A 23,398-nucleotide genomic window follows, 5' to 3' on the forward strand; every position below is an offset into this window, starting at 1 on the left:
CCATGAGCGACTTCACTACCCTTGAACTGATCAAGGATCCCCGTGGTTTCGCCACCCTGTGGTTGAGCCGGGAAGACAAGAACAACGCCTTCAACGCCCAGATGATCCGCGAGCTGATCCTGGCCATCGACCAGATCGCTGCGGACGCCAGCCTGCGCTTTGTCCTGCTGCGCGGCCGGGGCCGGCACTTCAGTGCAGGTGCCGACCTTGCCTGGATGCAGCAATCGGCAGCCCTCGACTACAACACCAACCTGGACGATGCCCGCGAGCTGGCAGAGTTGATGTACAACCTGGCCAAGCTCAAGGTACCGACCCTGGCCGTGGTCCAGGGTGCGGCCTTCGGCGGTGCACTGGGCCTGATCAGTTGCTGCGACATGGCCATCGGTACCGTCGAGGCACAACTGTGCCTGTCGGAGGTGCGCATCGGCCTGGCGCCGGCGGTGATCAGCCCGTTCGTGGTCCAGGCCATGGGCGAGCGCGCCGCACGTCGCTATGCGCTGACCGCCGAGCGCTTCAGTGGCGAGCGCGCTCGTGAACTGGGCCTGCTGGCCGAGGCGTATCCAGCCGTCGAGCTGGAGCACCAGATCGAACAGTGGATCGACAACCTGCTGCTCAACAGCCCCCAGGCCATGCGTGCCAGTAAGGAGCTGCTGCGTGAGGTGGGCCACGGCGAGCTGACCCCTGCCCTGCGCCGCTACTGCGAGAACGCCATCGCCCGTATCCGGGTGAGCCCCGAAGGCCAGGAAGGCTTGCGCGCCTTCCTGGAAAAACGCACACCCGCCTGGCAGGGCGAACCGTCGAACAAGGAGCCGCGCCCATGACCCGCACGCCATTGACTACCCTGCTGGTTGCCAACCGCGGCGAGATCGCCTGCCGGGTCATGCGCACCGCCAAAGCCCTGGGGCTGACCACTGTCGCCGTGCACAGCGCCATCGACCGCGAGGCCAGGCACAGCCGCGAAGCCGACATCCGCGTTGACCTGGGCGGTGCCAAGGCTGCCGAAAGCTACCTGGACATCGACAAACTGCTAGCTGCCGCCAGGGCCAGCGGCGCCCAGGCGATTCACCCGGGCTACGGCTTTCTGTCGGAGAACGCAGGTTTTGCCCGGGCCATCGAAGCGGCCGGGCTGATTTTCCTCGGCCCCCCAGCCAGCGCCATCGATGCCATGGGCAGCAAGTCCGCCGCCAAGGCCCTGATGGAGCAAGCCGGCGTGCCCCTGGTGCCGGGTTACCACGGTGAAGCCCAGGACCTGGAAACCTTCCGCGCTGCCGCCGAGAGCATCGGCTACCCGGTTCTGCTCAAGGCCACCGCCGGGGGCGGCGGCAAGGGCATGAAGGTGGTCGAAAGCGAAAGCCAGCTGGCCGAAGCCCTGGCCTCGGCCCAGCGTGAAGCGCAATCGTCGTTTGGCGATGCCCGCATGTTGGTGGAAAAATACGTGCTCAAGCCGCGTCACGTAGAAATCCAGGTATTCGCCGACCAACACGGCAACTGCCTGTACCTCAATGAGCGCGACTGTTCGATCCAGCGTCGCCACCAGAAAGTCGTCGAGGAAGCCCCGGCCCCCGGCCTGAGCCCGGCCCAGCGCCAGGCCATGGGCGAGGCGGCGGTCAAGGCCGCCCAGGCCATCGGTTATGTCGGCGCCGGCACCGTCGAGTTCCTGCTCGATGCCCGCGGCGAATTCTTCTTCATGGAAATGAACACCCGCCTGCAGGTGGAGCACCCGGTAACCGAAGCCATCACCGGGCTGGACCTGGTGGCCTGGCAGATTCGCGTGGCCTGCGGCGAGCCGCTGCCCATCACCCAGGATCAGGTACCGCTCGACGGCCACGCCATCGAAGTGCGCCTGTACGCGGAAGACCCGGCCAACGACTTTCTCCCGGCCACCGGGCAACTGGCGCTGTACCGTGAGTCGGCGCCGGGTGAAGGGCGTCGGGTCGACAGTGGTGTCAGTGAGGGCGACAGCATCTCGCCGTTCTACGACCCGATGCTGGGCAAGCTGATCGCCTGGGGCCAGACCCGCGAGCAGGCCCGCCTGCGGTTGCTGGCGATGCTCGACGACTTCGCCATTGGCGGGCTGAAAACCAACATTGCGTTCCTGCGGCGGATCCTCGCCCACCCGGCATTTGCCCAGGCCGAGCTCGATACCGGCTTCATTCCGCGCTATCAGGCTCAGTTGTTGCCAACGCCTGAACCACTGCCCGCCGCGTTCTGGCAGGCCGCGGGTGAAGCGTTCATCCAGAGCCAGCCGGTGCAGCGCCGCGGCGATGATCGCCACTCGCCATGGGCTGCCAATGCGGGCCTGCGCCTGGGTGTGCCGGCGCACATCAGCCTGCACCTGAACTGCAACGGCCAGGACCAGGCCCTGGGGCTCACCCATGCAGCGGCACCGACGCTGACACTGGACGGCGAACAACTGATGATCGAGCACGATGGCCTGCGCCGTCGGCACCTGGCGATCCGCCGCGGCGACACCCTGTACCTGCAGTGGGACGGCGAGTTGCACGCAGTCACCGCGTTCGACCCGATTGCCGAGGCCGATGCCAGCCACAGCCACCAGGGCGGCCTGAGTGCGCCCATGAACGGCAGTATCGTGCGGGTATTGGTCGAGGTGGGGCAGACGGTCGAGGCCGGTGCTCAACTGGTGGTGCTCGAAGCCATGAAAATGGAACACAGCATCCGCGCGACCCAGGCCGGGACGGTCAAGGCGCTGTTTTGCCAGGAAGGCGAAATGGTCAGTGAAGGGGCCGTGCTGGTGGAGTTGGAAGAACGCTGAAAAACCATCGCGGGGCAAGCCCGCTCCTAAAGGAGCGGGCTTGCCCCGCGATGCTATCTAGAACCTCGCAAACGCCTGCACCACGACCCCAAGCACTTCACATTGCTCCGTGAACACAGTCTTGGGGTACGTCGGGTTGAGCGGCTTGAGATACCGCTGGCCGCCCTCCTCGATCAATTGGCGAAAGGTCATGCCGGTACGTTCGGGCAAGCGCACGACCACCAACTTGCCCGGTGCCACGCTCACGCCCGTATCCACCAGGATCAGCATGCCCTCCGGCACGCTCAAGCCCACCGGCGCAGTCATTGCATCGCCTTCAACCGGCAGCCAGAACGCACGCCCCAGCGCAGCATAATCAGATACCTGGCGCACGCAGGGTTCGCAGGGCTCGACCGTCTCCAGGCCGTCCCAGGGCAGGATGGGATAGCGAAAATACGGATCGTGCTTGTGGTGGTCCCGCTCCACGCAAGCCGCTCCCGTACCCGGCACACCATAGGTGCCGGTGGTTTCCGAGGTGTGCGGAGCAAACACCATCTGCAACGGGGGCAAGCCGACCTCGACCAGAATCTGGTTCAGCACCCTGAGCCTGGGCTCGCGCTCTTCACGCAACCAATGCCCGACTGCGCCCTGGGTGACCCCGATGCGTTCGGCGAGATTCTCCTGCGTGACTTTGAGTTCACGCATCCTGGCCTTGACCAGATCAGTCCAATTATCCATCGCTGGCACGATACGGACTGCTCCATGACGCTCAATACACAAATTGTAGTATTTAAAAAGCAGTCACAACTACATTGCGTATTATTATTCAAACCTACCTTTGATCGCTTACCCCTATGGCAGGCAGCCGAATGAAACAGACATTTCCTGAAATGGATATCAACCTGGATAACGAAGCGCTGAGTTCGAGCGACGCAGCCCGCAAAGCGCTGGATTTCTACCTCAACCCAGCCCCCATGGTGCCTTCGACAGAAGCGCCCTGGGTAGTGCCGCGAGAAACCCTCAGCGGTTCCGAAGCCGCCGAACGCGCCGTGCAATTGCTGCTGTGTGCCGAAGCCACCGCCTGCGAGTCGGCCAACGGCCTTCAAGGAAGGCCCCGGCAACTGGCCCTGACGGTGGTACACATGGTCAGCCTGGCAAAGGCGATGGTCGAGCACATACCCACCGAACAGAGGAGCAAAGGGATAGAAAGCTAACGTGGAGAGTCGCAGCAATGGCGGCGCTGGCGCCGTTCATTCAAGGAGGGAGCGCATTCGGTAAAGTTTTTTTACGGAATGACGGAAAATTCATTTGACTTGCAAATGATAACGATTATTATTGCTCGCAACTGGTCGCGAGACTGGTTGGATAACTGAAAGCCCTTAGGTCGGACTCTCAGATTATCTCCTCATCAGGCTAATCACGGTTTTTGACCCGGCTTTTTGCCGGGTCTTTTTTGGCTCTTCAGGCTAATGAAGGCGGGTGTTGCTTGAATGGCCGTGATGATAGCAAATGAATGTCGCACCGTGAAGGATGTAACCGCGCTTTGCAGAATTAGCACTTGAGAATCAATCTCGTTAAGACTAAGCTGTGACAGCGTCACGGAGGACGCCCCCTCCCCCCACCGAGCAAGGAGCTTGTACATGACCCGTCTGCTGCTGCCCCTTGAGCATCACCCCGAATCCCACGACCTTGCGCGCGACACGCTGCTGCTCCAGCTGAAAAAACTGCCGCGTCGCGTCCAGCAGGTGTTTCTGCTCAGCCGTCTCGACCAACTGAGCTACGCCAGCATCGCCGAACGCCTGGGCCTGCCCGCGCTGACCATCGAGCGCCATATGTACCAGGCCCTGCAGAGTGTACGCGGCGAGGGTGACGTGATCGCAAGCATGGCCGGCCAATGGTATGTGCGCCTGCAGAGCCCGCAGGTGACGGCCAGCGAACGCATCGACTTTCGCCGCTGGCTGGATGCCGCCCCCGAACATCGCGAAGCATTCCACGCCACCGAACTGCGCTGGCGTACCTTGCTGGCCCCGGCACAGCAACTGGGCCACGATGGCTGGTACCGTCAGCCACGCACGGCCTTGTCGCTGGGCGGTTGCTCGGTGGCCATCGGCCTCGGCCTGGCTGCATTGGCAGCGATCGGTTTCTGGTCCTGAGCCAGGCGTGTAGAGTGGGTGTCACAACAACTCTACAGGTGCCTGGTGATGACTGTGACGCTGCCCCCCCTGCACATCGACTGCGATTTCGATTCCGGCAATATCCTGATCAACGATGCCAGTGACCCACGCCTGATCCGCCTGGCCATTCGTCCCGACACCCACAGCGGTCACTTCCAGTGGTTCCACTTCAGCGTCAGCGGCCTGACCCCAGGCCAGCAGCACGGTTTTGTCCTGGAGAACGCTGGCCAGTCTTCCTATAACGGAGCCTGGACGGGCTACCAGGCAGTCGCCTCCTACGATCAGCAGCACTGGTTTCGTGTGCCCACCCGCTTTGATGGCAAAGCCCTGAGCTTCGAACTTGCCGCCGAACAGCCACAGGCCTGGTTCGCGTATTTCGAGCCCTACTCGCGGACCCGCCACAACCAGTTGATCGAGCGCGCCAAGCACCTGCCGGGCGTCGAACTACTGGCGACCGGGCGCAGTATTGAAGGTCGTGACCTTCCCTTGCTGCGTACAGGCGACGGCGCTCCCGGCAAACGCAAGCTGTGGCTGATTGCCCAGCAGCACCCAGGCGAACACATGGCCGAATGGTTCATGGAGGGTGTGATCGATCGCCTGCAGCACAACGACCCGACCGTGCAGGCCTTGCTGCAGCGAGCCGACCTTTACCTGATCCCCAACATGAACCCCGACGGCGCCTTCCATGGCCACCTGCGCACCAATTTCGCCGGCCAGGACCTCAATCGCGCGTGGCAGAACGCAAGTATCGACAAGAGCCCGGAAGTGTTCTTTGCCCAGTCGCAAATGAAGCAACACGGCGTCGACCTGTTCCTCGACGTGCATGGCGATGAAGAAATCCCGCATGTGTTCACCGCCGGCTGCGAAGGCAATCCCGGCTATACCCCGCGACTGGCCGCGCTGGAAAAAACCTTCCGCGACAACCTGTGCAAGCGCACGGTTGATTTCCAGCAGGTGCATGGCTATCCGCGCTCGGCCCCGGGCCAGGCCAACCTGACCCTGGGTGCCAACAGCGTCGGCCAGGCCTACGACTGCTTGTCGCTGACCCTGGAGATGCCCTTCAAGGACCACGACGACGCCCCCAACCCGCAAACCGGCTGGAACGGCCGACGCTCCAAGGACCTGGCCGACGCCGTGCTGGATGTACTGGGGCAGATGGTCGACAGCCTGCGCTGAGGCCCGTCGACCCTGCGGTTTGCTTCAGGCCTGGCCGTGAGCCTTCTGCTTGAGCTTCTCGGTGTCGACCCGCACGAACACCGAGTCGGCGGTCACGGTCAGCACGTCATCGGCCCACACTTCACAGATGACCCGGCTCTTGCGCCCTACCTCACCTTCGACCCGGGCCTTGAGCAGCAGCTCGACGCCCATCGGGGTGGGCTTGAGGTAGGTCAGGTTCAATTGCCCGGTCACGCAGTCCAGGCGCGGCAAACTGCCGGGCTCGCGGCCTTCGGCACGGTAGTGATAGGCCATGGCCGTCCAGTTGGAGTGGCAGTCGACCAGCATCGCCAGCAGGCCGCCGTACACCAACCCTGGCCACCCCAGGAAGGTGCTGTCGGGTGAGTGCCGGCAGATCAGGTGAATACCGTCCTCGTCCCAATGACTTTTAACGTGCAAGCCGCTGGGATGGGAACAACCGCAGCCATAGCAGACGCCTTCGGGCGCGGCCAGTTCCTGGAGGGATAGCAGGTGGTTACTCATAAGCTTCCTGATTGTCTGTTTTGGAGGGAAAGCGAGGGTTGATAGTAACGTTGTGCAACGCAAAAGCCCATGAACTGGTCATGGGCTTTTTTCTGTCGCAAAGGTGCGGGCTAGGCGCCTTTACCCGATACCGCCGGCTGGCCGCCCACGGCGCTGGAGGAGGTTTTGCGCCGGGTCAGCGAGATCAGCAGGATGGCCAGGGTGACCCCTGCGGTCATCAGCGTCTCGTAGCGGTAGGCCGGGCTGATCAGCATGTAGCCCAGCACCGTGACAATCAGGGCGATCACCAGCCACGTCAGCCAGGGGAACAACCACATCTTGAACGCAAGCTCGGTGCCCGCACGGTCAGTGATGGCTCGCATGCGCAACTGCGACACGGCGATCACCAGGTACACCAGCAAGGCAATCGCGCCGGTGGTCGAGAGCAGGAAACCGAACACCTTGCCGGGGAACACATAGTTGACCAGGCAACCGGCAAAGCCTGCGAAGGTCGACAGGACGACCGCCACGGTGGGCACGCCGTTGCCGGAAATGCGCTTGGTCATCTTCAGCGCCTCACCACGCGAGCCCAGCGAGTAGAGCATCCGCGAGGCGGTGTAGAGCCCAGAGTTCATGCAACTGGTCACCGCCACCAGTACCACCAGGTCAACCAGCAGCTTGGCGCCGGGGACGTTCAGCACCTCCAGCACGCGCTGGAACGAGCCCACCGACTTGAGCCCCGGATCGTTCCAGGCCACCAGCGAGACAATGAAGAAGATCGAAACGATGTAGAAGATCGCGATGCGGTAGACCACCAGGTTGGTGGCCTTGCGGATCTTCTCCTTGGGGTTGGCGGTTTCGTCGGCGGCAATGGTGACGATCTCGGCACCGAAGAACGAGAAAATGGTCACCAGCACACCGCCCAGCACCGCGCCGAAGCCATTGGGCATGAAGCCGCCGTTGGCCCACAGTTGGCTGACCCCGGAGGTCTGTTTCGCCAGTGGCCACACGCCAAACACCGCCAGGGTGCAGACCCCGATGAAGGCGAGGATCGCCACCACTTTGATCAAGGCGAACCAGTACTCGAACTCACCGAAGTTCTTCACGCTGATCAGGTTGGTGCACGACAGCACGATCATGATCAGAAAGGCGAACAGCCAGGACGGCACGCCGGGGAAATAGGCATGGAGGATGTCGGCGCCGGCAATCGCTTCGACCGGGATGATCAGTACCCAGAACCACCAGTACAACCAACCGATGGTAAAACCGGCCCAAGGACCGATAGCCTGGCTTGCATAGGTAGAGAACGAGCCGCTGTTGGGGTTGGCAATGGCCATTTCCCCCAGCATGCGCATTACCAGCAGCACCAGCAGGCCGGTCATGGCGTACGAGATCAGGATGGCCGGCCCGGCCGTGGCAATGGCCGTGGAGGAGCCGATGAACAACCCGGCACCAATGATGCCGGCGATGGAGATCATCGACACTTGGCGGGATGTCAGACCGTGTTGTAGCGAACGCTGTTTCTTTTGTTGTAGCGATGCCATGTTCGACCCTCAACTGGGTATGTCGCTGCACAGCACGCGCAGCCGACAGGGTTAGAGCAGAAGTTGTTATTTGATGGATGACGCTTATTGTTGTCTGCGGCCCGTCCCACGCCGAATCAAAGTGGCCTCCCCCCTGGAAAAACAACGAACTTTCGAACAGGAAAAACCGCCCGTTAGTTGTACTGGTCCAGGGGATTCGCCTACTGTGAATTTCAGTTGAAATCCTTGATGCGGGTCAGTATTAATCTAGAGGGCCGACTGTCACAAACGACCTTTTAGAAACACATGATTCCATTACGGAATGACCTCACGCCTTTTTCGCCGGATGAGACCGCCCATGTCCAAACGCCTGATGCCCTCGACCACCGCCCTGCAGTGCTTCGAAGCCGCCGCCCGACACCTGAGCTTCACCCGCGCCGCGCAAGAGCTGCACCTGACCCAGAGCGCGGTGAGCAAGCAGGTCGCCCAGCTTGAAGACATGCTCAGCCATCCGCTGTTCCAGCGCATTCGCCGGCGCCTGCACCTGACCCCGGCCGGCGCCTTGTACCTGGCCGAGGTGAACAAGATCCTGGTCCAGCTGGACATGTCCAGCCGCTATATCCTCAGCTATGGCGGCGAAACCGAAGTACTGCGCATCGCCACCCAGCCGACCTTCGGCGAGCGCTGGCTGGTGCCCAACCTGAAGGGGTTTGGTGAGCGCTACCCACGCATTCACCTGGATGTGCGCAACGCCCTGGAACCCTTCGACCTGGTCCAGGCCAAGGCTGACATCGCCTTTTTCTTCGGCCAGGGCACCTGGCCCGGGGCAACCTGCATCGAGCTGTTCGACGAGCAGGTGGTGCCGGTGTGCTCCCCGCAACTGCTGGCCCGTCATGCCTTCGACAGCGCCGGCGCCCTCACCGAGCACCGCCTGCTGCAATGCACCTCGCGGCCCGAAGCCTGGCACGAATGGTTCCAGGGCCAGGGCCTGCACAGCGAGAACAGCTACCACGGCCCGCGCTTCGACACCTTTTCCATGTGTATCCGGGCCGCCCAGGCCGGCTGCGGCATCGCGCTGATCCCCCACTACCTGGTGGCCGAGGAGCTGCAGGAAGGTAAACTGGTGATCGCCTGGGCCCACGCCAAGCCCAGCGAGGGCTCGCATTTCATTGCCCATGCCGAACATGCCGCCGAAGTGCCCAAGGTGCGGGCCTTCGTGCAGTGGATCACCGAGCGCGTGGACCTGCACGCCCAACATTCATAATTGCTGGAATGATTGCAATCCTTTAATTCGTTTGCGCACACCTCGTTAGTCTCGCTTATATAACGGCAAAACTAATCAGAGGCCGCGTGCACATGAGCCACGAAACTATCAGCCAATCCATTTCCGTAGTTCATCCCATTACACTGTCGCACGGTAAAAACGCGGAAGTCTGGGACACCGATGGCAAACGCTATATTGATTTTGTCGGCGGTATTGGCGTGTTGAACCTGGGCCATTGCAACCCGGGTATTGTCGCGGCCATCCAGCATCAGGCCACACACCTGACCCATTACGCGTTCAATGCCGCGGGGCATGAACCTTACATCGAGTTGATGCAGCGCCTGGCAGCCTTCGTGCCGATGTCTTACCCCGTGAGCGGCATGCTGACCAACAGCGGCGCGGAGGCCGCGGAAAACGCCCTGAAAATTGCCCGGGGCGCCACCGGCAAAACCGCGATCATCGCCTTTGACGGGGGCTTTCACGGCCGCACCCTCGCCACCCTGAACCTCAACGGCAAGGTCGCCCCGTACAAGCAGCGCGTCGGCGTGCTGCCGGGGCCGGTGTATCACCTGCCCTTCCCCAGCGTCGATAACGGGGTGACCACCGAGCAGGCTCTGGCGGCGCTGGAGCGACTGTTCAGCATCGAGATCGATGTCAATGAAGTGGCTGCCGTGATCTTCGAACCGGTCCAGGGCGAAGGCGGCTTCCTGGCCATGGAGCCGGCCTTTGCCCAGGCACTGCAGGGCTTCTGCCAGGGGCACGGGATACTGATGATCGCCGATGAGATCCAGTCAGGTTTCGGCCGCACCGGCCAGCGCTTTGCCTTCCCGCGCCTGGGGATCGAGCCCGACCTGCTGCTGGTGGCCAAGAGCATTGCCGGCGGCATGCCCCTGGGGGCGGTGCTGGGGCGCAAGCACCTGCTCGACAGCCTGCCCAAGGGCGGCCTGGGGGGCACCTACTCCGGCAACCCCATGGCCTGTGCGGCAGCCCTGTCGACCCTGGAGCAGATGACCGACGTCAACCTCGCCACCTGGGGCGAGTTGCAGGAAAGTGCCATCGTCAGCCGCTACCAGCGCTGGCAGGCGCAGAAGCTGTCGCCCTTCCTGGGGCGCCTGACCGGCACCGGGGCGATGCGCGGCATCGAACTGATCGACGCCAACGGCGCGCCGGCCCCGGCACGGCTGGCCCACGTGCTGGAGACGGCCAGGGACGCCGGGCTGTTGCTGATGCCCAGCGGCAAGGCCCGGCACATCATCCGCCTGCTCGCCCCACTGACCATCGAGCCTGGGGTTCTGAACGAGGGGCTGGATATTCTCGAGCGGTGCCTGGCATAGGTCTTTCGCCCCCGGGCGCCCGGACAATGGCTGGTCTAGCATTGTCTTACCCATGCGCCGCAGGTACTGGCATATGTGGAAACTGCTGAAGTTATCACTTAGCGTGCCAATGAAGGTCCTGCGCCATGAACAGACCCCGTCGCGGATTTCCCCTGCAGGTGCTCATTGGCCTGGCGATCATGTTCAGTACCCTGGTGCTCTGTGGGGTACTGGCCTATCAGGGGTACCACGGCATCAAGCAGGCACTGGTGGCCGCCTCGGCAGAGTCCACGCAGCAGTTGGGACGCACCATCAACGAGCGGGCCCAACGCTTGATCGACCCGGTGCTCAGTTCGATCCGCCTGCTGGCCTACGACCCCATCTCCCACGCCGGCACGCTGCAGCAGCGGCTCGATCGGCTGCCCTTGCTGACGGCAAGCCTGAACGCCAACACGATGCTCAGCGCGGTGTATGTCGGTTATCCGAATGGCGAGTTCCTGCTGGTGCGGGTGCTGCGCAATGACGCCGAGAAGCAGGAGCTGCAAGCCCCGCCGGGCTCGGCGTACCTGGTGCAGAGCATCAGCCTGGACGAAGCCGGCCAGATGCAGGGTGAATGGCGGTTCTATGACCCGCAGCTGTCGCTGCTGCAGAACGTAGCCAAGCCCGACTACCGCTTCGATCCGCGTACCCGCCCCTGGTTCGTCTCAGGCATGGCGTCCGCATCTACGGTGCTGACCAAGCCCTATGTATTCTTCACCACCCGTGAGGTCGGCCTGACAATGGCGCAGCGCAGCGTCGACGGCGCGGCGGTGATGGGCATGGATGCCTCGGTGAATGACCTGGGCGGCGAAGTCGAGGACCTGCGCATGACGCCCGGCACCGAGATGGCCGTGGTCGACAGCTCGGGCAGCGTGATCATCTACCCGGACCTGCAGCGCGTGGTCGTCAACGAAGGGCAGCAGTTGCGCCTGTCGCGCCTGGACGAACTGGGCGTGGCGAGCCTCGACTGGTTGCTGGCCAGCAACCACCAGGGCCTGGAGCCGATCCGCTACCAGGCCGGCGGCCAGGACTGGTATGGCATTCAAGTGCCCCTGTCGTCGTTCATCCAGCACGACATCCGTATGCTGATCGCCATACCCGCCACCGAGCTGCTGATCGGTGCACGGCAGGCGCTGCTCGAGGCAGCGTTGTGGGCAAGCGCCTTGACCGCCCTGCTGTTGCTGGCGGGCTGGGTGCTGGCCCGACGCATCGCTCAGCCGTTGCAGGCACTGACCCATCAGGTGCGGGCTCTGGCCGGTTTTGATTTCGCCCAAACGGTGGGGGTCGAATCGCGGATCACCGAGGTACGCGAGCTCAGCCAGGTGCTGGGCAGCATGTCGCGCACCATCAACAACTTCCAGGCCATCACCCTCACCCTCAGCCGGGAAACCGACCTGGACAAGATGCTCGGCGAAGTGCTCGGCCAACTGGTGGAGGCCACCTCGGTCGACGGCGGAGCGGTCTATCTGCAGCGCGAAGCATCCGCTGCCCTGCACCTCGCGGCCCAGTGCCAGGGCGACCGCTACCCCGCCGAACTGTCACTGCCGACCGACAGCCACGTCGATCTGAGTGGCGCCGTGGCGCACGCGCTGCAGAGCCAGGGGTACGACTACCTGGCCGTTGCCTTGAACGACCGCAGTGCGCAGCTGCTCGGCATTCTGGTGTTGCAACTGGGGCCCCGGCAGCAACCGGGCGGCGTGCAGCAACCGTTCCGCCAGTTCGTCCAGGAATTGTCCGGGGCCGCCGCGGTCGCCATTGAAACGCGCCAGTTGATCGAAACCCAGCAACGCCTGCTGGACGCCATCATCAAGCTCCTGGCCGATGCCACCGATGCCAAGAGCCCTTACACCGGCGGGCACTGCCAGCGGGTGCCGCAGCTCGCCGAAATGTTACTGGACAAGGTCATCGCAGCCCAAAGCGGCCCGTATGCAGATTACCGCATGAGTGAAATCGAGCGGTATGAATTCAGGATCGCCGCCTGGCTGCATGATTGCGGCAAGGTCACCAGTCCCGAGTACGTGGTCGACAAGGCGACCAAGCTGGAGACGCTGTACAACCGTATCCATGAGATCCGCACGCGCTTCGAGGTGCTCTGGCGCGACGCCGAGGTGGACTACTGGAAAGGCCAGGCCGCTGGTGGCGATCAGCAAGCGCTGCAAGGGAGCCTCGATTGTCGCCGGGCTGAGCTTCAGGAGGAGTTCGCCTTCGTCGCCAACGCCAATATCGGTGGCGAGTTCATGTCCGACGAAGCGATCGAGCGCCTCCGGCAGATCGGCGCGCGTCGCTGGGTACGGCACTTCGACAACCGCCTGGGCTTGTCGCGGGACGAGTCCGAACGCCTGGCATCGGTACCATCGCCTGGCTTGCCGGTGCAAGAGCAGTTGCTCGCCGACCGCATCGATCACCTGGTGCCCTGGGGCGAGCGCAAGCCCCCGGTCGACAAGCACGATCCACGCAATATCTGGGGCTTCGACATGCGCCTGCCGGCGCAGGCCTACAACTATGGCGAGCTGTACAACCTCTGCATCCGGCGCGGTACGCTCACCGATGAAGAACGCTTCAAGATCAACGAGCACATTGTGCAGACCATCATCATGCTCAACACCTTGCCGCTACCCAACCACCTCAAGCGCGTGCCGTCCATTGCCGGCAACCATCACGAGAAGATGGACGGCACCGGCTACCCGCGCCGCCTGCGCAAGGACGACATGAGCGTTGCGGAACGGGTGATGGCCATCGCCGACATCTTCGAGGCGCTGAGCGCTGCCGATCGCCCCTACAAACCCGCCAAGACGCTCTCTGAATCGGTGAAGATCCTGAGCGCGATGGCCCGCGACCAGCATATTGATGCGGAGCTTTTTCGCGTGTTTCTCACCAGCGGGGTGTACCGCCAATACGGCGAGCAGTTCTTGCGTCGCGAACAACTCGACGAGGTGGACATCCAGCCCTACCTGGCGGCTCTTGATGCAGTCTGAGAGCTTGCTGCGCCCAAGCCTGCGGCGCTATTGCAATGCGTCCGGCCACTGCTCGATGCCACTGGCGAAATGGCGTGCCCGCAAGCCACCGGCCTTCAGGGCCGCGACCGCATCGCGAGAGAACACGCACCAGGGGCCACGGCAATAGGCGATGACCTCCTGGCTCGGCGGCAACTCGCCCAAACGCTGCTGCAACTCACGGAACGGAATATTGATCGCACCGGGCAAGTGGCCCTGGGCGAATTCGTCGGCCGGGCGCACATCGAGTAAGGTCACGCTCTGCTCACGCAAGCGCTCGAGCAGCTCTTCACGGCTGATAGCTTCGAGTTGCTCAGGGGTGTTCTGGCTGTCGTCGAGCAGTTCGCGCATGGCCGCGCGGTTGAACTCGGCCAGGTGCCCAAGTGCCGCCAGCAGCTCGTGGATGGGCCCTTCCCCGAGGCGGTAGAACACCCGCTTGCCGTCGCGGCGGGTCTGCACGAAACCGGCCCGACGCAGGTGCTGCAGATGTTGCGAGGCGTTGGCCACCGACAGCTCGCACTGTTGCGCCAACTGCTCGACGGCCCGTTCACCCTGGGCGATGGCATCGAGCAGGTTCAGGCGATGGGCATGCCCCAAGGTACGGGCAAGCTCGGCGATGTCGTGCTGGAATTGAGTATTGAGGTCAGTCATTGACAGCACGTTAGCATTGGCCAATCATTCAATCAATTCATTGAATGATAGAAAGGAGAACCCCATGCTCGAAGGACTCATTCTGGCTGTGTTGATCGGCCTGACGGCAACGGCACTGGCCGACTTGTGGACACTGTTCCAGCAGCGCGTGCTGGATATCCCGGGGCCCAACTGGGCGCTGGTGGGCCGCTGGGTCGGGTACATGCCACAGGGCCGGTTCTTCCATGCAAGCATCGCCAAGGCCCAGGCCTTGCCGTCGGAAAAGGTGCTGGGCTGGTCGACCCATTACCTGATCGGCATCGTCTTCGCCGCCGTGCTGCTGGCTCTCAACGGGCTGGACTGGGTGCGCCAGCCTGTCTTGCTACCGGCACTGGCCTTGGGCGTGGCCACGGTACTGGCGCCGTTCCTGATCATGCAGCCCGGGATGGGCCTGGGCATTGCCGCCTCGAAAACCCCCAACCCGCCGGCGGCACGCGTGCGCAGTCTGGTGGCCCATATCGTGTTCGGCGTGGCGTTGTACCTGGCGGGGCTGTTGTGGTCGGCCGTGCTGGCCTGAGTCATCGACCGTGATGCAGCCAACGCTTCATGCGTGGCCACAGGCCTGACGGGGGTAGCTGGACCGGCGCCGGCTCGGGCGGGTCCTTGAGTTTCTGCTCCCAGCTGTCGACCAGCGCCTTGAGCTCGTCATCATGGTTCATATGATGTTCGAACTCGGTGCGTGGCCCTGCGGCGAGGGTGCCCAGGACATACTCGGCGGCCAGTTGGTCAAGCTCGTCCTGGGGCTCGTTGTCATCAACGTTGCTCATTCCGGCACTCCCGCGACGCAGCCAGGATTTGCCTGCGACTTACAGCATACAACCAGGGCTGGCGACCGGGACGCGAATGGATGAACGTTACAGGCCCAGTTCCTGCGGGGTGAGCATGTCGCATTCGAACGCGATCCAGCCGCCTTCGAGTTCGGCGTGGCCATTGACGATCGGGCCGTAGTAGCTCAGGCCGTTGTCCAGGGTGACGCAAATGTGCGTGGCCTTGTCGGGTGCGGCCAGGGCGCCGACAAAATGCACCTTTTTCAGGGTTTCGGTCACCGCTTCGAGGCCGACCCGGATCGCGACGTTTTCCACCGCTTCGACGTCATCGTGCAAGTCGTCGCTGACGGTCACGGTGGCTGTGTAGTTGTACATGCTTGAACTCCAACGACGGATAGATCGGCGTCTGCTGACGCACGCGGGCGCCTAGGGTAATGGACTGGCGCACAAAAATCCCGCGCACTTCGACATCCGGCGCCAGCAAAGGCTGGTATTGTGCGCGCCCGCCATGATCAATCAGGGAAACGACATTGACCGCTGAACAACACCTGACCTCTGACCTGTTCGAGGTCGACAAGCGCCTGGGCCTCAAGCCTGTGGTGGATTTCAACAACTACCTGCAAAAGGCCTTCGGCGACGGCCCATGCCGTTGCAGCCGCTGCCTGGCCGCGGGTGGTGATGAGTCGGGCTTTGAGCACGCACACACCTTCGACCTGCAAGGCCAGACCGTGCACCGCCGCTTTGCCACCACCTCGGGCAGCGACGTATTGCTGGTGCTGAAAAAGGCCTGGTTGTCGTACACCAAGGCCGAGCTGTCGCCCTTGGGCAACCTGGACCTGGACACCCTGCGCGCCTTCGTCGAACCCCAGTTGCACAAGCGCCTGGTGCCGTTGCTGCTGGCCAGCGGGCTGGTTCGCGACGTTGAGGGGCAACTGGTACTGCAGGCCCAGGCCGGCGATTGAGCACCGTTGGAGCGGGCTGACTGATCAAGCCAGTCGGTCCCCCAAAGGTCAGCCGCCTACCGCCAGGGCATAGGGCCCCTCGGCCAGTTGCTCGCGCAGGAACGCCACGCAACTGCGCACCTTGGCCGAGCTGCTCGAGCGCGCCGCCGTCACCGCCCAGACATCCGCCGGCTGGTGGTACGCCGGCAGCACCCGCACCAGCGATCCATCCTCCAGGTTGCTGACCACATCCCAGTAAGACGCCATGATGATGCCGTGCCCGTCCAGTGCCCACTGGCGCACGATGTCACTGTGGTTGGCGGCCATGGGCCCGGTGACCTTGACCGTCTCGGCGCCGCCCGGCCCCGTCAACCGCCACACCCCGAAGCGATCATCACGACTGCGAAACAACAGGCAGTCCTGCTGCGCCAGTTCCGCCGGCACCCGCACCGGCCCGCGCCGCGCCAGATAGTCCGGGGCCGCCGCCAGCACCCGCTTGTTCTCGGCGATGCGGTGGGCAATCAGGTGCTTTTCCTGCACTTCACCCACGCGAATGTCGATGTCGAAGTTCTCCCCGATCAGGTCCACCCGGCGGTCCATCAGCTCCAGCCAGACATCCAGGTTCGGATGACGCTTGCGCAGCAACGACAGAATCGGCGCAACATGCTCGCGCCCCAGGCGCAGGCTGGTGCTGATACGCAAGGTGCCACGCGGCTCGCTGTGCGCCCCGGACAACGCTTCGAGCATCGACTCGACGTTCTCGAGAATCTTCTGCGCCCAGATGAAAGCCGCCTCGCCATCGCTGGTGATGTTCACCCGCCGCGTGGTTCGGTTGAACAGCTTCACCCCCAGCAGCGTCTCCAGGGTGGCGATACGCTTGCTGACATGAGCCGGCGACAGCCCTATCTCGGTGGCGGCGGCAATGAAGCTCGAACGCCGGGCCACCTCACAGAACAACTGCAGGTCACGCAGCAGCGGATCATTATTCGCTAATAGCGCATTCTGATTCTTCATTCAGGCCGATTATCTCCCCAGCGTTTTTTATTAGCCTCTCACAAAACCGCCGTCGCGGTCAGCCTTGCCCACCACAAGAACAATGAGAGCGCCATGACCCTCCAACGCATCGCCGTCGCCGGTGCCGGCCTGATCGGCCGTCGTCACATCGAACTGATCCAGGCCAGCAGCGCCTGCCAACTCTGCGCGCTGGTCGATCCGGCGCCGGCCGCTGCAGCGCTGGCCCAGGCCGCCGGGGTGCCGCTGTATGCCTCGCTGGAGCAACTGTTCGCCGCGCAGCGCCCCGACGGGGTCATCCTCGCCACCCCCAATCAACTGCATGTACAGGGCGCCCTCGCCTGCGTCGAGCAGGGTGTGGCCGCGCTGATCGAAAAGCCGGTGGCCCATAGCCTGGCCGAAGGCAAGCACCTGCTGGCCATTGCCGAGCAACACGGCGCACGGCTGCTGGTGGGGCACCATCGCGCCCACAGCGCCATTCTCGACAAGGCCCGCGAGGTGATCGCCGAAGGCGTGCTCGGCAACCTGGTGGCAGTGATGGGCAGCGCCCTGTTCTACAAGCCCGACGATTACTTCGATGCCGCCCCCTGGCGCCGCGCAGCCGGTGGCGGACCGGTGCTGATCAACATGATCCACGAGATCGGCAACCTGCGTTCGTTGTGCGGTGAAATCGTCGCCGTGCAGGCCCAGGCCTCCAGCGCCACACGCGGCTTTGCGGTGGAAGACAGCGTGGCCATCAGCCTGCGCTTCGCCAGCGGTGCCCTGGGCACCTTCATGCTTTCGGACACCGCCGCCTGCGCCCGCAGTTGGGAACAGACCGCCCGGGAGAACCTCGACTACCCCAGCTACGCGGACGAAGACTGCTACGTGATCGCCGGCACCCGGGGTTCGCTGTCGATCCCGACCATGCGCCTGAAGTACTACGAGCGCGACGAAGACCGCTCCTGGTGGAAGCCCTTCAGCACCGCCATCGCCTCGCAGGATCAAGCCGACCCGCTGCAACGCCAACTGGCGCACTTCTGCCAGGTGATACGCGGCGAAGCCCAACCGCTGGTGACCGTGCGCGACGGCCTGCGCAACCTGCAGATTGTCGATGCCATCGCCCAGGCCGCCCGCAGCGGCCAGACCGTACACACCGAATCGCTGTAACCCGCCGTACCTCCATAACAACAACAAACGGAGACACCCAATGGCCAACCATGCCGAGGGGCTGCACGCTACGCAGCAAACAAAAAAAGCCACGGCCAGTGGCTGGGTCGGTTCGGCCCTGGAGTACTACGACTTTTTTATCTCAGTCCAGGCCGCGGCGCTGATCTTCCCTCAGATCTTTTTCCCGTCCAGCGACCCCAGCGTGGCGATCATCGCCTCGCTTGCCACCTACGGCGTGGGTTACCTGGCACGCCCGGTGGGAGCGTTCTTCCTCGGCCACTGGGGCGACACCCGCGGGCGCAAGAACGTGCTGCTACTGTGCATGTTCCTCATGGGCCTGGCCACGGTCGCGGTCGGCCTGCTGCCCACCTACAACCAGATCGGCTATTGGGCCCCTGCGCTGCTGGTGGTGCTGCGCCTGATCCAGGGCTTTGCCGTGGCCGGGGAGATCGCCGGGGCCAGCTCGATGATCCTTGAACATGCCCCGCCCGGGCGACGCGGCTTCTTTGCCAGCTTTACCCTGCAAGGGGTACAGGCGGGCCAGGTACTGGCAGCGGCGATCTTTCTGCCCCTGGCGTACTTCATGCCCGAGGAGGCCTTCAACAGCTGGGGCTGGCGGATTCCGTTCCTGCTCAGCGCCGCCGTGCTGATCGCCGCCTTTATCATCCGCCGTGAGGTGGAAGAGCCGCAGGCGTTCACCCACAAGGTCAACACGCAGGTTCGCCAGCGCTCGCCGATCCGCGACGCGTTCAAGTACAGCTGGCGCGGCATGCTGGTGGTGCTGGGAGTGTCGCTGATGAACGTGATCCCGGTGGTGACCACAGTGTTCGGCGCCGCCTATGCGGTGCAGCCAGCCTACGGGGTGGGTTTCGACAAGAGCGTGTACCTGTGGATTCCGGTGGTCGGCAATATCGTCGCGGTGCTGGTGATTCCCTTTGTCGGCAACCTTTCGGACCGCGTCGGACGCCGGCCCCTGATCATTGGCAGCGCGCTGGGCTGCGGGCTGATGTCGTTCCTGTACCTGTACGCGATCAGCCTGCACAACCTGCCGCTGGCCTTCGCCGCCTCGCTGCTGATGTGGGGGATGATCTACCAGGGCTACAACGCCATCTTTCCAAGCTTCTTCCCCGAGCAGTTCCAGACCCACTACCGGGTATCGGCCATGGCCATCGCCCAGAACGTCGGCTACATGTTCACCGCCCTGCTCCCGGCCCTGTTCACCGCTGTCGCCCCGCCAGGCTCGGACAACGTACCGCTGCTGATCGGCGGCATCACCTGCGCGGTCACCGCGATCTCGGCCATCGCCGCCTGGAGCGCCCCGGAAACCTACCGCACCCCCTTGGACCAGCTCGGCCGCACGGATGCCGTCGCCCTGGACAAACCCACCTACGACGCCCTGCGCGCCACCTCACTGACCGGAAACCTGCACCCATGACCACCCTGCTCGTGCTCAACGGCCCCAACCTGAACATGCTCGGCCTGCGCCAACCCGAGGTCTACGGCCGGGAAACCCTGGCCGATGTCCAGGCCCTGTGCCAACAGGCGGCCAGCCGCCAGGACCTGGCCGTGGAATTCCACCAGACCAACCATGAAGGCCAGATGATCGACTGGATCCACCAGGCTCGTGGCCGGGTGGCCGGCATCGTCATCAACCCCGGTGCCTGGACCCACACCTCGGTAGCCATCCACGACGCCCTGATCGCTGCCGAAGTTCCGGTGATCGAGGTGCATATCTCCAACGTGCACCGCCGCGAAGCCTTCCGCCACCACTCCTACGTTTCCCTGGTGGCCAAGGCGGTGCTGGCCGGATTCGGCACCCACGGCTATGTACTGGCCATCGACCATTTCGCCCGCGAACGACGCGCACAACACGCAGGTGATGCATGAAGACACTCGCCAACCCCAACCAACGGCTGCGCCTGGGTTTTGTCGGCGGTGGCCTGGAGTCGTCGATCGGCGCCACCCACCGCTACGCTGCCCACCTGGACGGCCATTTCGAGCTGGTCGCCGGGGTGTTTGCCCGCGACCCGCAGCGCAACCTGGCCGCCGCTCAGGCCTACGGCGTAGACCCGCAACGGACCTACACCGACTTTGCACAGATGGCCCAGGCCGAAGCCGAGCGCGCCGACGGTATCCAGGCCGTCGCGATCATGGCGCCCAATGCCGTGCATGTACCGGCGAGCCTGGCCTTTCTCGAACAGGGCATCGACGTGATCTGCGACAAGCCCCTGGCCACCAGCCTGGATGAAGCCAGGGCACTGGTCGAGCGGGTTCGCCAGGGCCCGGCGCTACAGTTGCTTACCCACAACTACAGTGGCTACCCGATGATCCGCGAAGCCCGGGAGCTGATCGCCCGCGGCGCCATTGGCGAGGTGCGCCTGGTGCAGGTCGAGCACGCCAGTGCCTTCGGCACCCACCCGCTGGAGCAGCAAGGGGTCAAGAGCCTGGCCTGGCGTACCGACCCGACCCAGGCCGGTACCTCGTCGGTGCTCGCCGATGTAGGCGTGCATGCCCACCAGTTGCTGCGCTTCGTCACCGGCCAGGAAATCAGCGAAGTCTCGGCCGAACTCAGCACCCTGGTGCCGGGACGGCGCTCGGACGACAACGCCCACGTCAAGTTGCGCCTGAGCGGTGGCGCCCGCGGGATGCTCTGGGCAAGTTTTGTGGCGGCAGGCCACCGTCATGGATTGCAGATCCGGGTATTCGGCTCGACCGGTTCGCTGTACTGGCACCAGGAAGATCCGGAGCGCCTGGAGTTGCGCCATCAGGATCAGCCCCATCAAGTGCTGCGCCGTGGCGAAGCCTGGCTCAGCGACGCGGCAAAGCAGGCCACGCGGATCAAGGCCGGACAGCCGGAAGGCTTGCTCGAGGCCTTCGCCAATATCTACAGCGACGCTGCCGAACTGATCAGGGCCCGTCGCCAGCAGCGCCCCAGCGCCCCCCTGGCAAACCTGTGTCCGACGGCTCAAGACGGCTTGCGCGGCATGGCGTTCATCGACGCCTGTGTGCGCTCCGACCAGGATCAGGGTTGCTGGACGCCCCTGGCCTGAGCCGCGCCATTACCCACTGAGGGTTACTCCATCGCTGTGATGTGCGGCCCGTCCCGGGCCGCGCATACTCGGTTCCAGCCCTGGACAAGGAACCGCGATGAAGATCGAACTCATACAACTGGATGGCCGCGACGGCGACACCGCCTACAACCTGCAACGCACCCTGGACGCCATCGCCACCTGTGCCGCGGACACCGACCTGCTGGTGTTCCCGGAAACCCAGCTCATGGGGTTTGCCAGCGCCGAACAGCTGCCCCTGGTTGCCGAACCGCTCGATGGACCCAGCCTTGCTGCGGTGCAGCGGGCCGTACGCGAGCGGGGTGTGGCAGCGGTGGTCGGTCTTGCCGAGCGCGCCGGCGACCGGTTCTACAACACCTCGCTGCTGATCACCGCCGAAGGCATTGCCCTGACCTACCGCAAGACTCACCTCTGGCCCTCCGAACGCGGCCTGTTCCAACCCGGTGATCGCTACGCCACCACGACCTGGAAAGGCCTGCGCGTCGGCCTGTTGATCTGCTACGACATCGAGCTGCCGGAAAACAGCCGGGCCCTGGCGCAACTGGGCGTCGACCTGATCATCGTCAGCAACGGCAACATGGACCCCTATGGCCCGGTGCACCGCACCGCCATCATGGCCCGTGCCCAGGAAAACCAGGCCTTTGCGGTGATGGTCAACCGGGTTGGCGAGGGTGACGGTGGCCTGGTATTCGCGGGCGGCAGCGCGCTGGTCGATCCGTTCGGCCGAGTGGTATTCGAAGCCGGACGCAAGCCTTGCCGCCAACAGGTAACGCTGGACCTGAACCAGCTGGCGCTTGCCCGCCGCGACTATGACTACCTCAAGGATCGGCGCCTGCACTTGCCAGGTACCTGCGTCGAGCACGACGACGGTCGCCGCGAGCTGTTGATTCCCTAGCACGGCCCCACAACAACAAGAACCCAGGAGTGCCCCATGAAGCCGATCCACAGCCTGTCCCTGGCCCTGGCCGCCCTGCTCTGCAGCGCGGGCATCCAGGCCGGCGAAGCCGCAACCCCCAGCGTGCATATCTACAACTGGTACGACTACATCGCCCCCGACACCACCAGGCAGTTCCAGCAGGCATCGGGCATTGCCCCGGTGTATGACGTGTTCGACAACAGCGACGTGATGCAGAGCAAGCTGATGGCCGGACGCAGTGGCTATGACGTGGTGTTCGCCAGCGGCGACCTGCTGCCCAACCTGATCAAGGCCGGGGTGCTGGCGGAACTGGACCGCAGCAAGCTGCCCAACTTTCCCCACCTGGACCCGCAGATCCTCGCCAAGCTGCAAAGCAACGACCCCGGCAATCGCTATGCCGCGCCCTACATGTGGGGTACCACCGGCATCGGCTACGACCAGGACAAGGTCAAGGCCCTGCTTGGCGATCACGCGCCGGTGGACTCCTGGAACCTGATCTTCGATGAAGCCAACCTGGCCAAGCTGAGCGAATGCGGAGTGGCCATGCTCGATGCCCCCAACGAGATCATCCCCATTGCCCTGCACTACCTGGGCCTGCCCTACAACAGCAAGGACCCCGACGACTACCGCAAGGCCGAAGCACTGCTGCTCAAGCTGCGCCCGCACATCCGCTATTTCGATTCGTCGCGGTTCATCTCGGACCTGGCCAACGGCAACGTCTGCGTAGTGCTGGGGTGGTCGGGCGGGGTGTACGAGGCCCGGCTCAATGCCGAGAACGCCGGTAACGGCCGGCAGATCCGCTACAGCATTCCGCGCGAGGGTGCGCCGTTGTGGCTGGAGAACATGGTGCTGCTCAAGGAGGCGCCCAACCCGCAACAGGGGCTGGCGTTCATCAACTACATGCTGGCGCCCGAGGTGATCGCCGATTCGACCAACTACCTGGGCTACCCGAATGCCAACAAGGATGCCACCGAACGGGTCGAGGCCAGGATCCGCGACAACCCCACCGTCTATCCGCCCCAGGCGGTACTCGACACCCTGTTCCCGCTCGAACCTCTGCCACTGAAGCTCGAACGGATACGCACCCGGGTGTGGAGCAAGGTCAGGACCGGTAGCTGATC

The 23,398-nt window shown here is 63.8% G+C and carries 23 protein-coding genes; 16 read left to right on the plus strand and 7 right to left on the minus strand.

Going from position 1 to position 23,398, the window contains the following annotated elements:
- The first annotated feature begins 2 nt into the window (after positions 1-2).
- Positions 3-821: a gamma-carboxygeranoyl-CoA hydratase gene (locus NPS58_RS15585; RefSeq protein WP_274116248.1), complete on the plus strand. Its 819-nt coding sequence runs from the start codon at positions 3-5 to the stop codon at positions 819-821.
- The gene (locus NPS58_RS15590; RefSeq protein ID WP_274116249.1) at positions 818-2,773 is read left to right on the plus strand and encodes an acetyl/propionyl/methylcrotonyl-CoA carboxylase subunit alpha; all 1,956 of its coding nucleotides are present in this window, start codon (positions 818-820) and stop codon (positions 2,771-2,773) included. Before NPS58_RS15585 ends, NPS58_RS15590 begins: the two co-directional genes overlap by 4 nt.
- 57 nt (positions 2,774-2,830) lie before the next feature.
- Here NPS58_RS15590 and NPS58_RS15595 read toward each other — a convergent pair whose 3' ends face one another.
- A complete protein-coding gene (locus tag NPS58_RS15595; protein WP_274116250.1) occupies positions 2,831-3,490 on the minus strand; it encodes a LexA family protein in 660 nt (219 codons plus the stop codon).
- 131 nt (positions 3,491-3,621) lie between these two features.
- Between NPS58_RS15595 and NPS58_RS15600 the strand changes: the two genes are divergently transcribed.
- The 3 genes from NPS58_RS15600 to NPS58_RS15610 all read left to right on the plus strand — a co-directional run bounded on the left by NPS58_RS15600 (position 3,622) and on the right by NPS58_RS15610 (position 6,102).
- Positions 3,622-3,966: a DUF6124 family protein gene (locus NPS58_RS15600; protein ID WP_274116251.1), complete on the plus strand. Its 345-nt coding sequence runs from the start codon at positions 3,622-3,624 to the stop codon at positions 3,964-3,966.
- Between the two features lie 426 nt (positions 3,967-4,392).
- Positions 4,393-4,905, plus strand: coding sequence for a DUF4880 domain-containing protein (locus NPS58_RS15605; protein ID WP_274116252.1), 513 nt, complete (start codon positions 4,393-4,395; stop codon positions 4,903-4,905).
- Positions 4,906-4,953: 48 nt separating this feature from the next.
- Positions 4,954-6,102: a M14 family metallopeptidase gene (locus NPS58_RS15610; RefSeq protein WP_274116253.1), complete on the plus strand. Its 1,149-nt coding sequence runs from the start codon at positions 4,954-4,956 to the stop codon at positions 6,100-6,102.
- 24 nt (positions 6,103-6,126) lie between these two features.
- Here NPS58_RS15610 and NPS58_RS15615 read toward each other — a convergent pair whose 3' ends face one another.
- Positions 6,127-6,624, minus strand: coding sequence for a PaaI family thioesterase (locus NPS58_RS15615; protein ID WP_274116254.1), 498 nt, complete (start codon positions 6,622-6,624; stop codon positions 6,127-6,129).
- 110 nt (positions 6,625-6,734) lie between these two features.
- Positions 6,735-8,147, minus strand: coding sequence for an amino acid permease (locus NPS58_RS15620; RefSeq protein ID WP_274116255.1), 1,413 nt, complete (start codon positions 8,145-8,147; stop codon positions 6,735-6,737).
- Positions 8,148-8,484: 337 nt separating this feature from the next.
- On the opposite strand from NPS58_RS15620, the gene NPS58_RS15625 reads away from it, so the two are divergent.
- The 3 genes from NPS58_RS15625 to NPS58_RS15635 all read left to right on the plus strand — a co-directional run bounded on the left by NPS58_RS15625 (position 8,485) and on the right by NPS58_RS15635 (position 13,717).
- On the plus strand, positions 8,485-9,390 hold the full coding sequence (locus tag NPS58_RS15625) for a LysR substrate-binding domain-containing protein (protein WP_274116256.1): 906 nt from the start codon (positions 8,485-8,487) through the stop codon (positions 9,388-9,390).
- Positions 9,391-9,482: 92 nt separating this feature from the next.
- A complete protein-coding gene (locus NPS58_RS15630) occupies positions 9,483-10,724 on the plus strand; it encodes a 2-aminoadipate transaminase (protein ID WP_274116257.1) in 1,242 nt (413 codons plus the stop codon).
- Between the two features lie 125 nt (positions 10,725-10,849).
- Complete coding sequence (locus NPS58_RS15635; protein ID WP_274116258.1) at positions 10,850-13,717, plus strand: HD domain-containing phosphohydrolase; 2,868 nt, start codon at positions 10,850-10,852, stop codon at positions 13,715-13,717.
- Positions 13,718-13,744: 27 nt separating this feature from the next.
- Here the strand turns inward: NPS58_RS15635 and NPS58_RS15640 are convergent, their stop codons facing one another.
- Positions 13,745-14,386 (minus strand): ArsR/SmtB family transcription factor, encoded by a 642-nt coding sequence (locus NPS58_RS15640; RefSeq protein ID WP_274116259.1) that lies wholly within the window; start codon positions 14,384-14,386, stop codon positions 13,745-13,747.
- Positions 14,387-14,450: 64 nt separating this feature from the next.
- Here NPS58_RS15640 and NPS58_RS15645 point away from each other — a divergent pair, with 64 nt between their 5' ends.
- Complete coding sequence (locus NPS58_RS15645) at positions 14,451-14,942, plus strand: DUF2938 domain-containing protein (protein WP_274116260.1); 492 nt, start codon at positions 14,451-14,453, stop codon at positions 14,940-14,942.
- 1 nt (position 14,943) lies between these two features.
- On the opposite strand, the gene NPS58_RS15650 is transcribed toward NPS58_RS15645, so the two are convergent.
- A complete protein-coding gene (locus NPS58_RS15650) occupies positions 14,944-15,192 on the minus strand; it encodes a hypothetical protein (RefSeq protein WP_274116261.1) in 249 nt (82 codons plus the stop codon).
- An 87-nt stretch (positions 15,193-15,279) separates the two neighbouring features.
- Positions 15,280-15,567 (minus strand): hypothetical protein, encoded by a 288-nt coding sequence (locus NPS58_RS15655; RefSeq protein WP_274116262.1) that lies wholly within the window; start codon positions 15,565-15,567, stop codon positions 15,280-15,282.
- A 155-nt stretch (positions 15,568-15,722) separates the two neighbouring features.
- Between NPS58_RS15655 and NPS58_RS15660 the strand changes: the two genes are divergently transcribed.
- Positions 15,723-16,154 carry a hypothetical protein gene (locus NPS58_RS15660; RefSeq protein WP_274116263.1) on the plus strand — a complete coding sequence of 144 codons (432 nt, stop codon included), beginning with the start codon at positions 15,723-15,725 and terminating at the stop codon, positions 16,152-16,154.
- A 48-nt stretch (positions 16,155-16,202) separates the two neighbouring features.
- On the opposite strand, the gene NPS58_RS15665 is transcribed toward NPS58_RS15660, so the two are convergent.
- Complete coding sequence (locus tag NPS58_RS15665) at positions 16,203-17,147, minus strand: LysR family transcriptional regulator (protein WP_274116264.1); 945 nt, start codon at positions 17,145-17,147, stop codon at positions 16,203-16,205.
- 93 nt (positions 17,148-17,240) lie between these two features.
- On the opposite strand from NPS58_RS15665, the gene NPS58_RS15670 reads away from it, so the two are divergent.
- From NPS58_RS15670 to NPS58_RS15695, 6 genes are all read left to right on the plus strand, one after another.
- Positions 17,241-18,293, plus strand: coding sequence for a Gfo/Idh/MocA family protein (locus NPS58_RS15670; RefSeq protein WP_274116265.1), 1,053 nt, complete (start codon positions 17,241-17,243; stop codon positions 18,291-18,293).
- A 40-nt stretch (positions 18,294-18,333) separates the two neighbouring features.
- On the plus strand, positions 18,334-19,728 hold the full coding sequence (locus tag NPS58_RS15675; RefSeq protein WP_274116266.1) for an MFS transporter: 1,395 nt from the start codon (positions 18,334-18,336) through the stop codon (positions 19,726-19,728).
- On the plus strand, positions 19,725-20,180 hold the full coding sequence (gene aroQ / locus NPS58_RS15680) for a type II 3-dehydroquinate dehydratase (protein WP_274116267.1): 456 nt from the start codon (positions 19,725-19,727) through the stop codon (positions 20,178-20,180). Before NPS58_RS15675 ends, aroQ begins: the two co-directional genes overlap by 4 nt.
- Entirely contained in the window at positions 20,177-21,343 is a 1,167-nt protein-coding gene (locus tag NPS58_RS15685; protein ID WP_274116268.1) for a Gfo/Idh/MocA family protein, read from the plus strand. Before aroQ ends, NPS58_RS15685 begins: the two co-directional genes overlap by 4 nt.
- Before the next feature lie 97 nt (positions 21,344-21,440).
- The gene (locus NPS58_RS15690) at positions 21,441-22,256 is read left to right on the plus strand and encodes a carbon-nitrogen hydrolase family protein (protein WP_274116269.1); all 816 of its coding nucleotides are present in this window, start codon (positions 21,441-21,443) and stop codon (positions 22,254-22,256) included.
- A gap of 36 nt (positions 22,257-22,292) precedes the next feature.
- Positions 22,293-23,396 carry a polyamine ABC transporter substrate-binding protein gene (locus tag NPS58_RS15695; protein ID WP_274116270.1) on the plus strand — a complete coding sequence of 368 codons (1,104 nt, stop codon included), beginning with the start codon at positions 22,293-22,295 and terminating at the stop codon, positions 23,394-23,396.
- The last annotated feature ends 2 nt before the right edge of the window (positions 23,397-23,398 follow it).

The organism is Pseudomonas putida (assembly GCF_028682455.1).
Taxonomy (GTDB): domain Bacteria; phylum Pseudomonadota; class Gammaproteobacteria; order Pseudomonadales; family Pseudomonadaceae; genus Aquipseudomonas; species Aquipseudomonas putida_AA.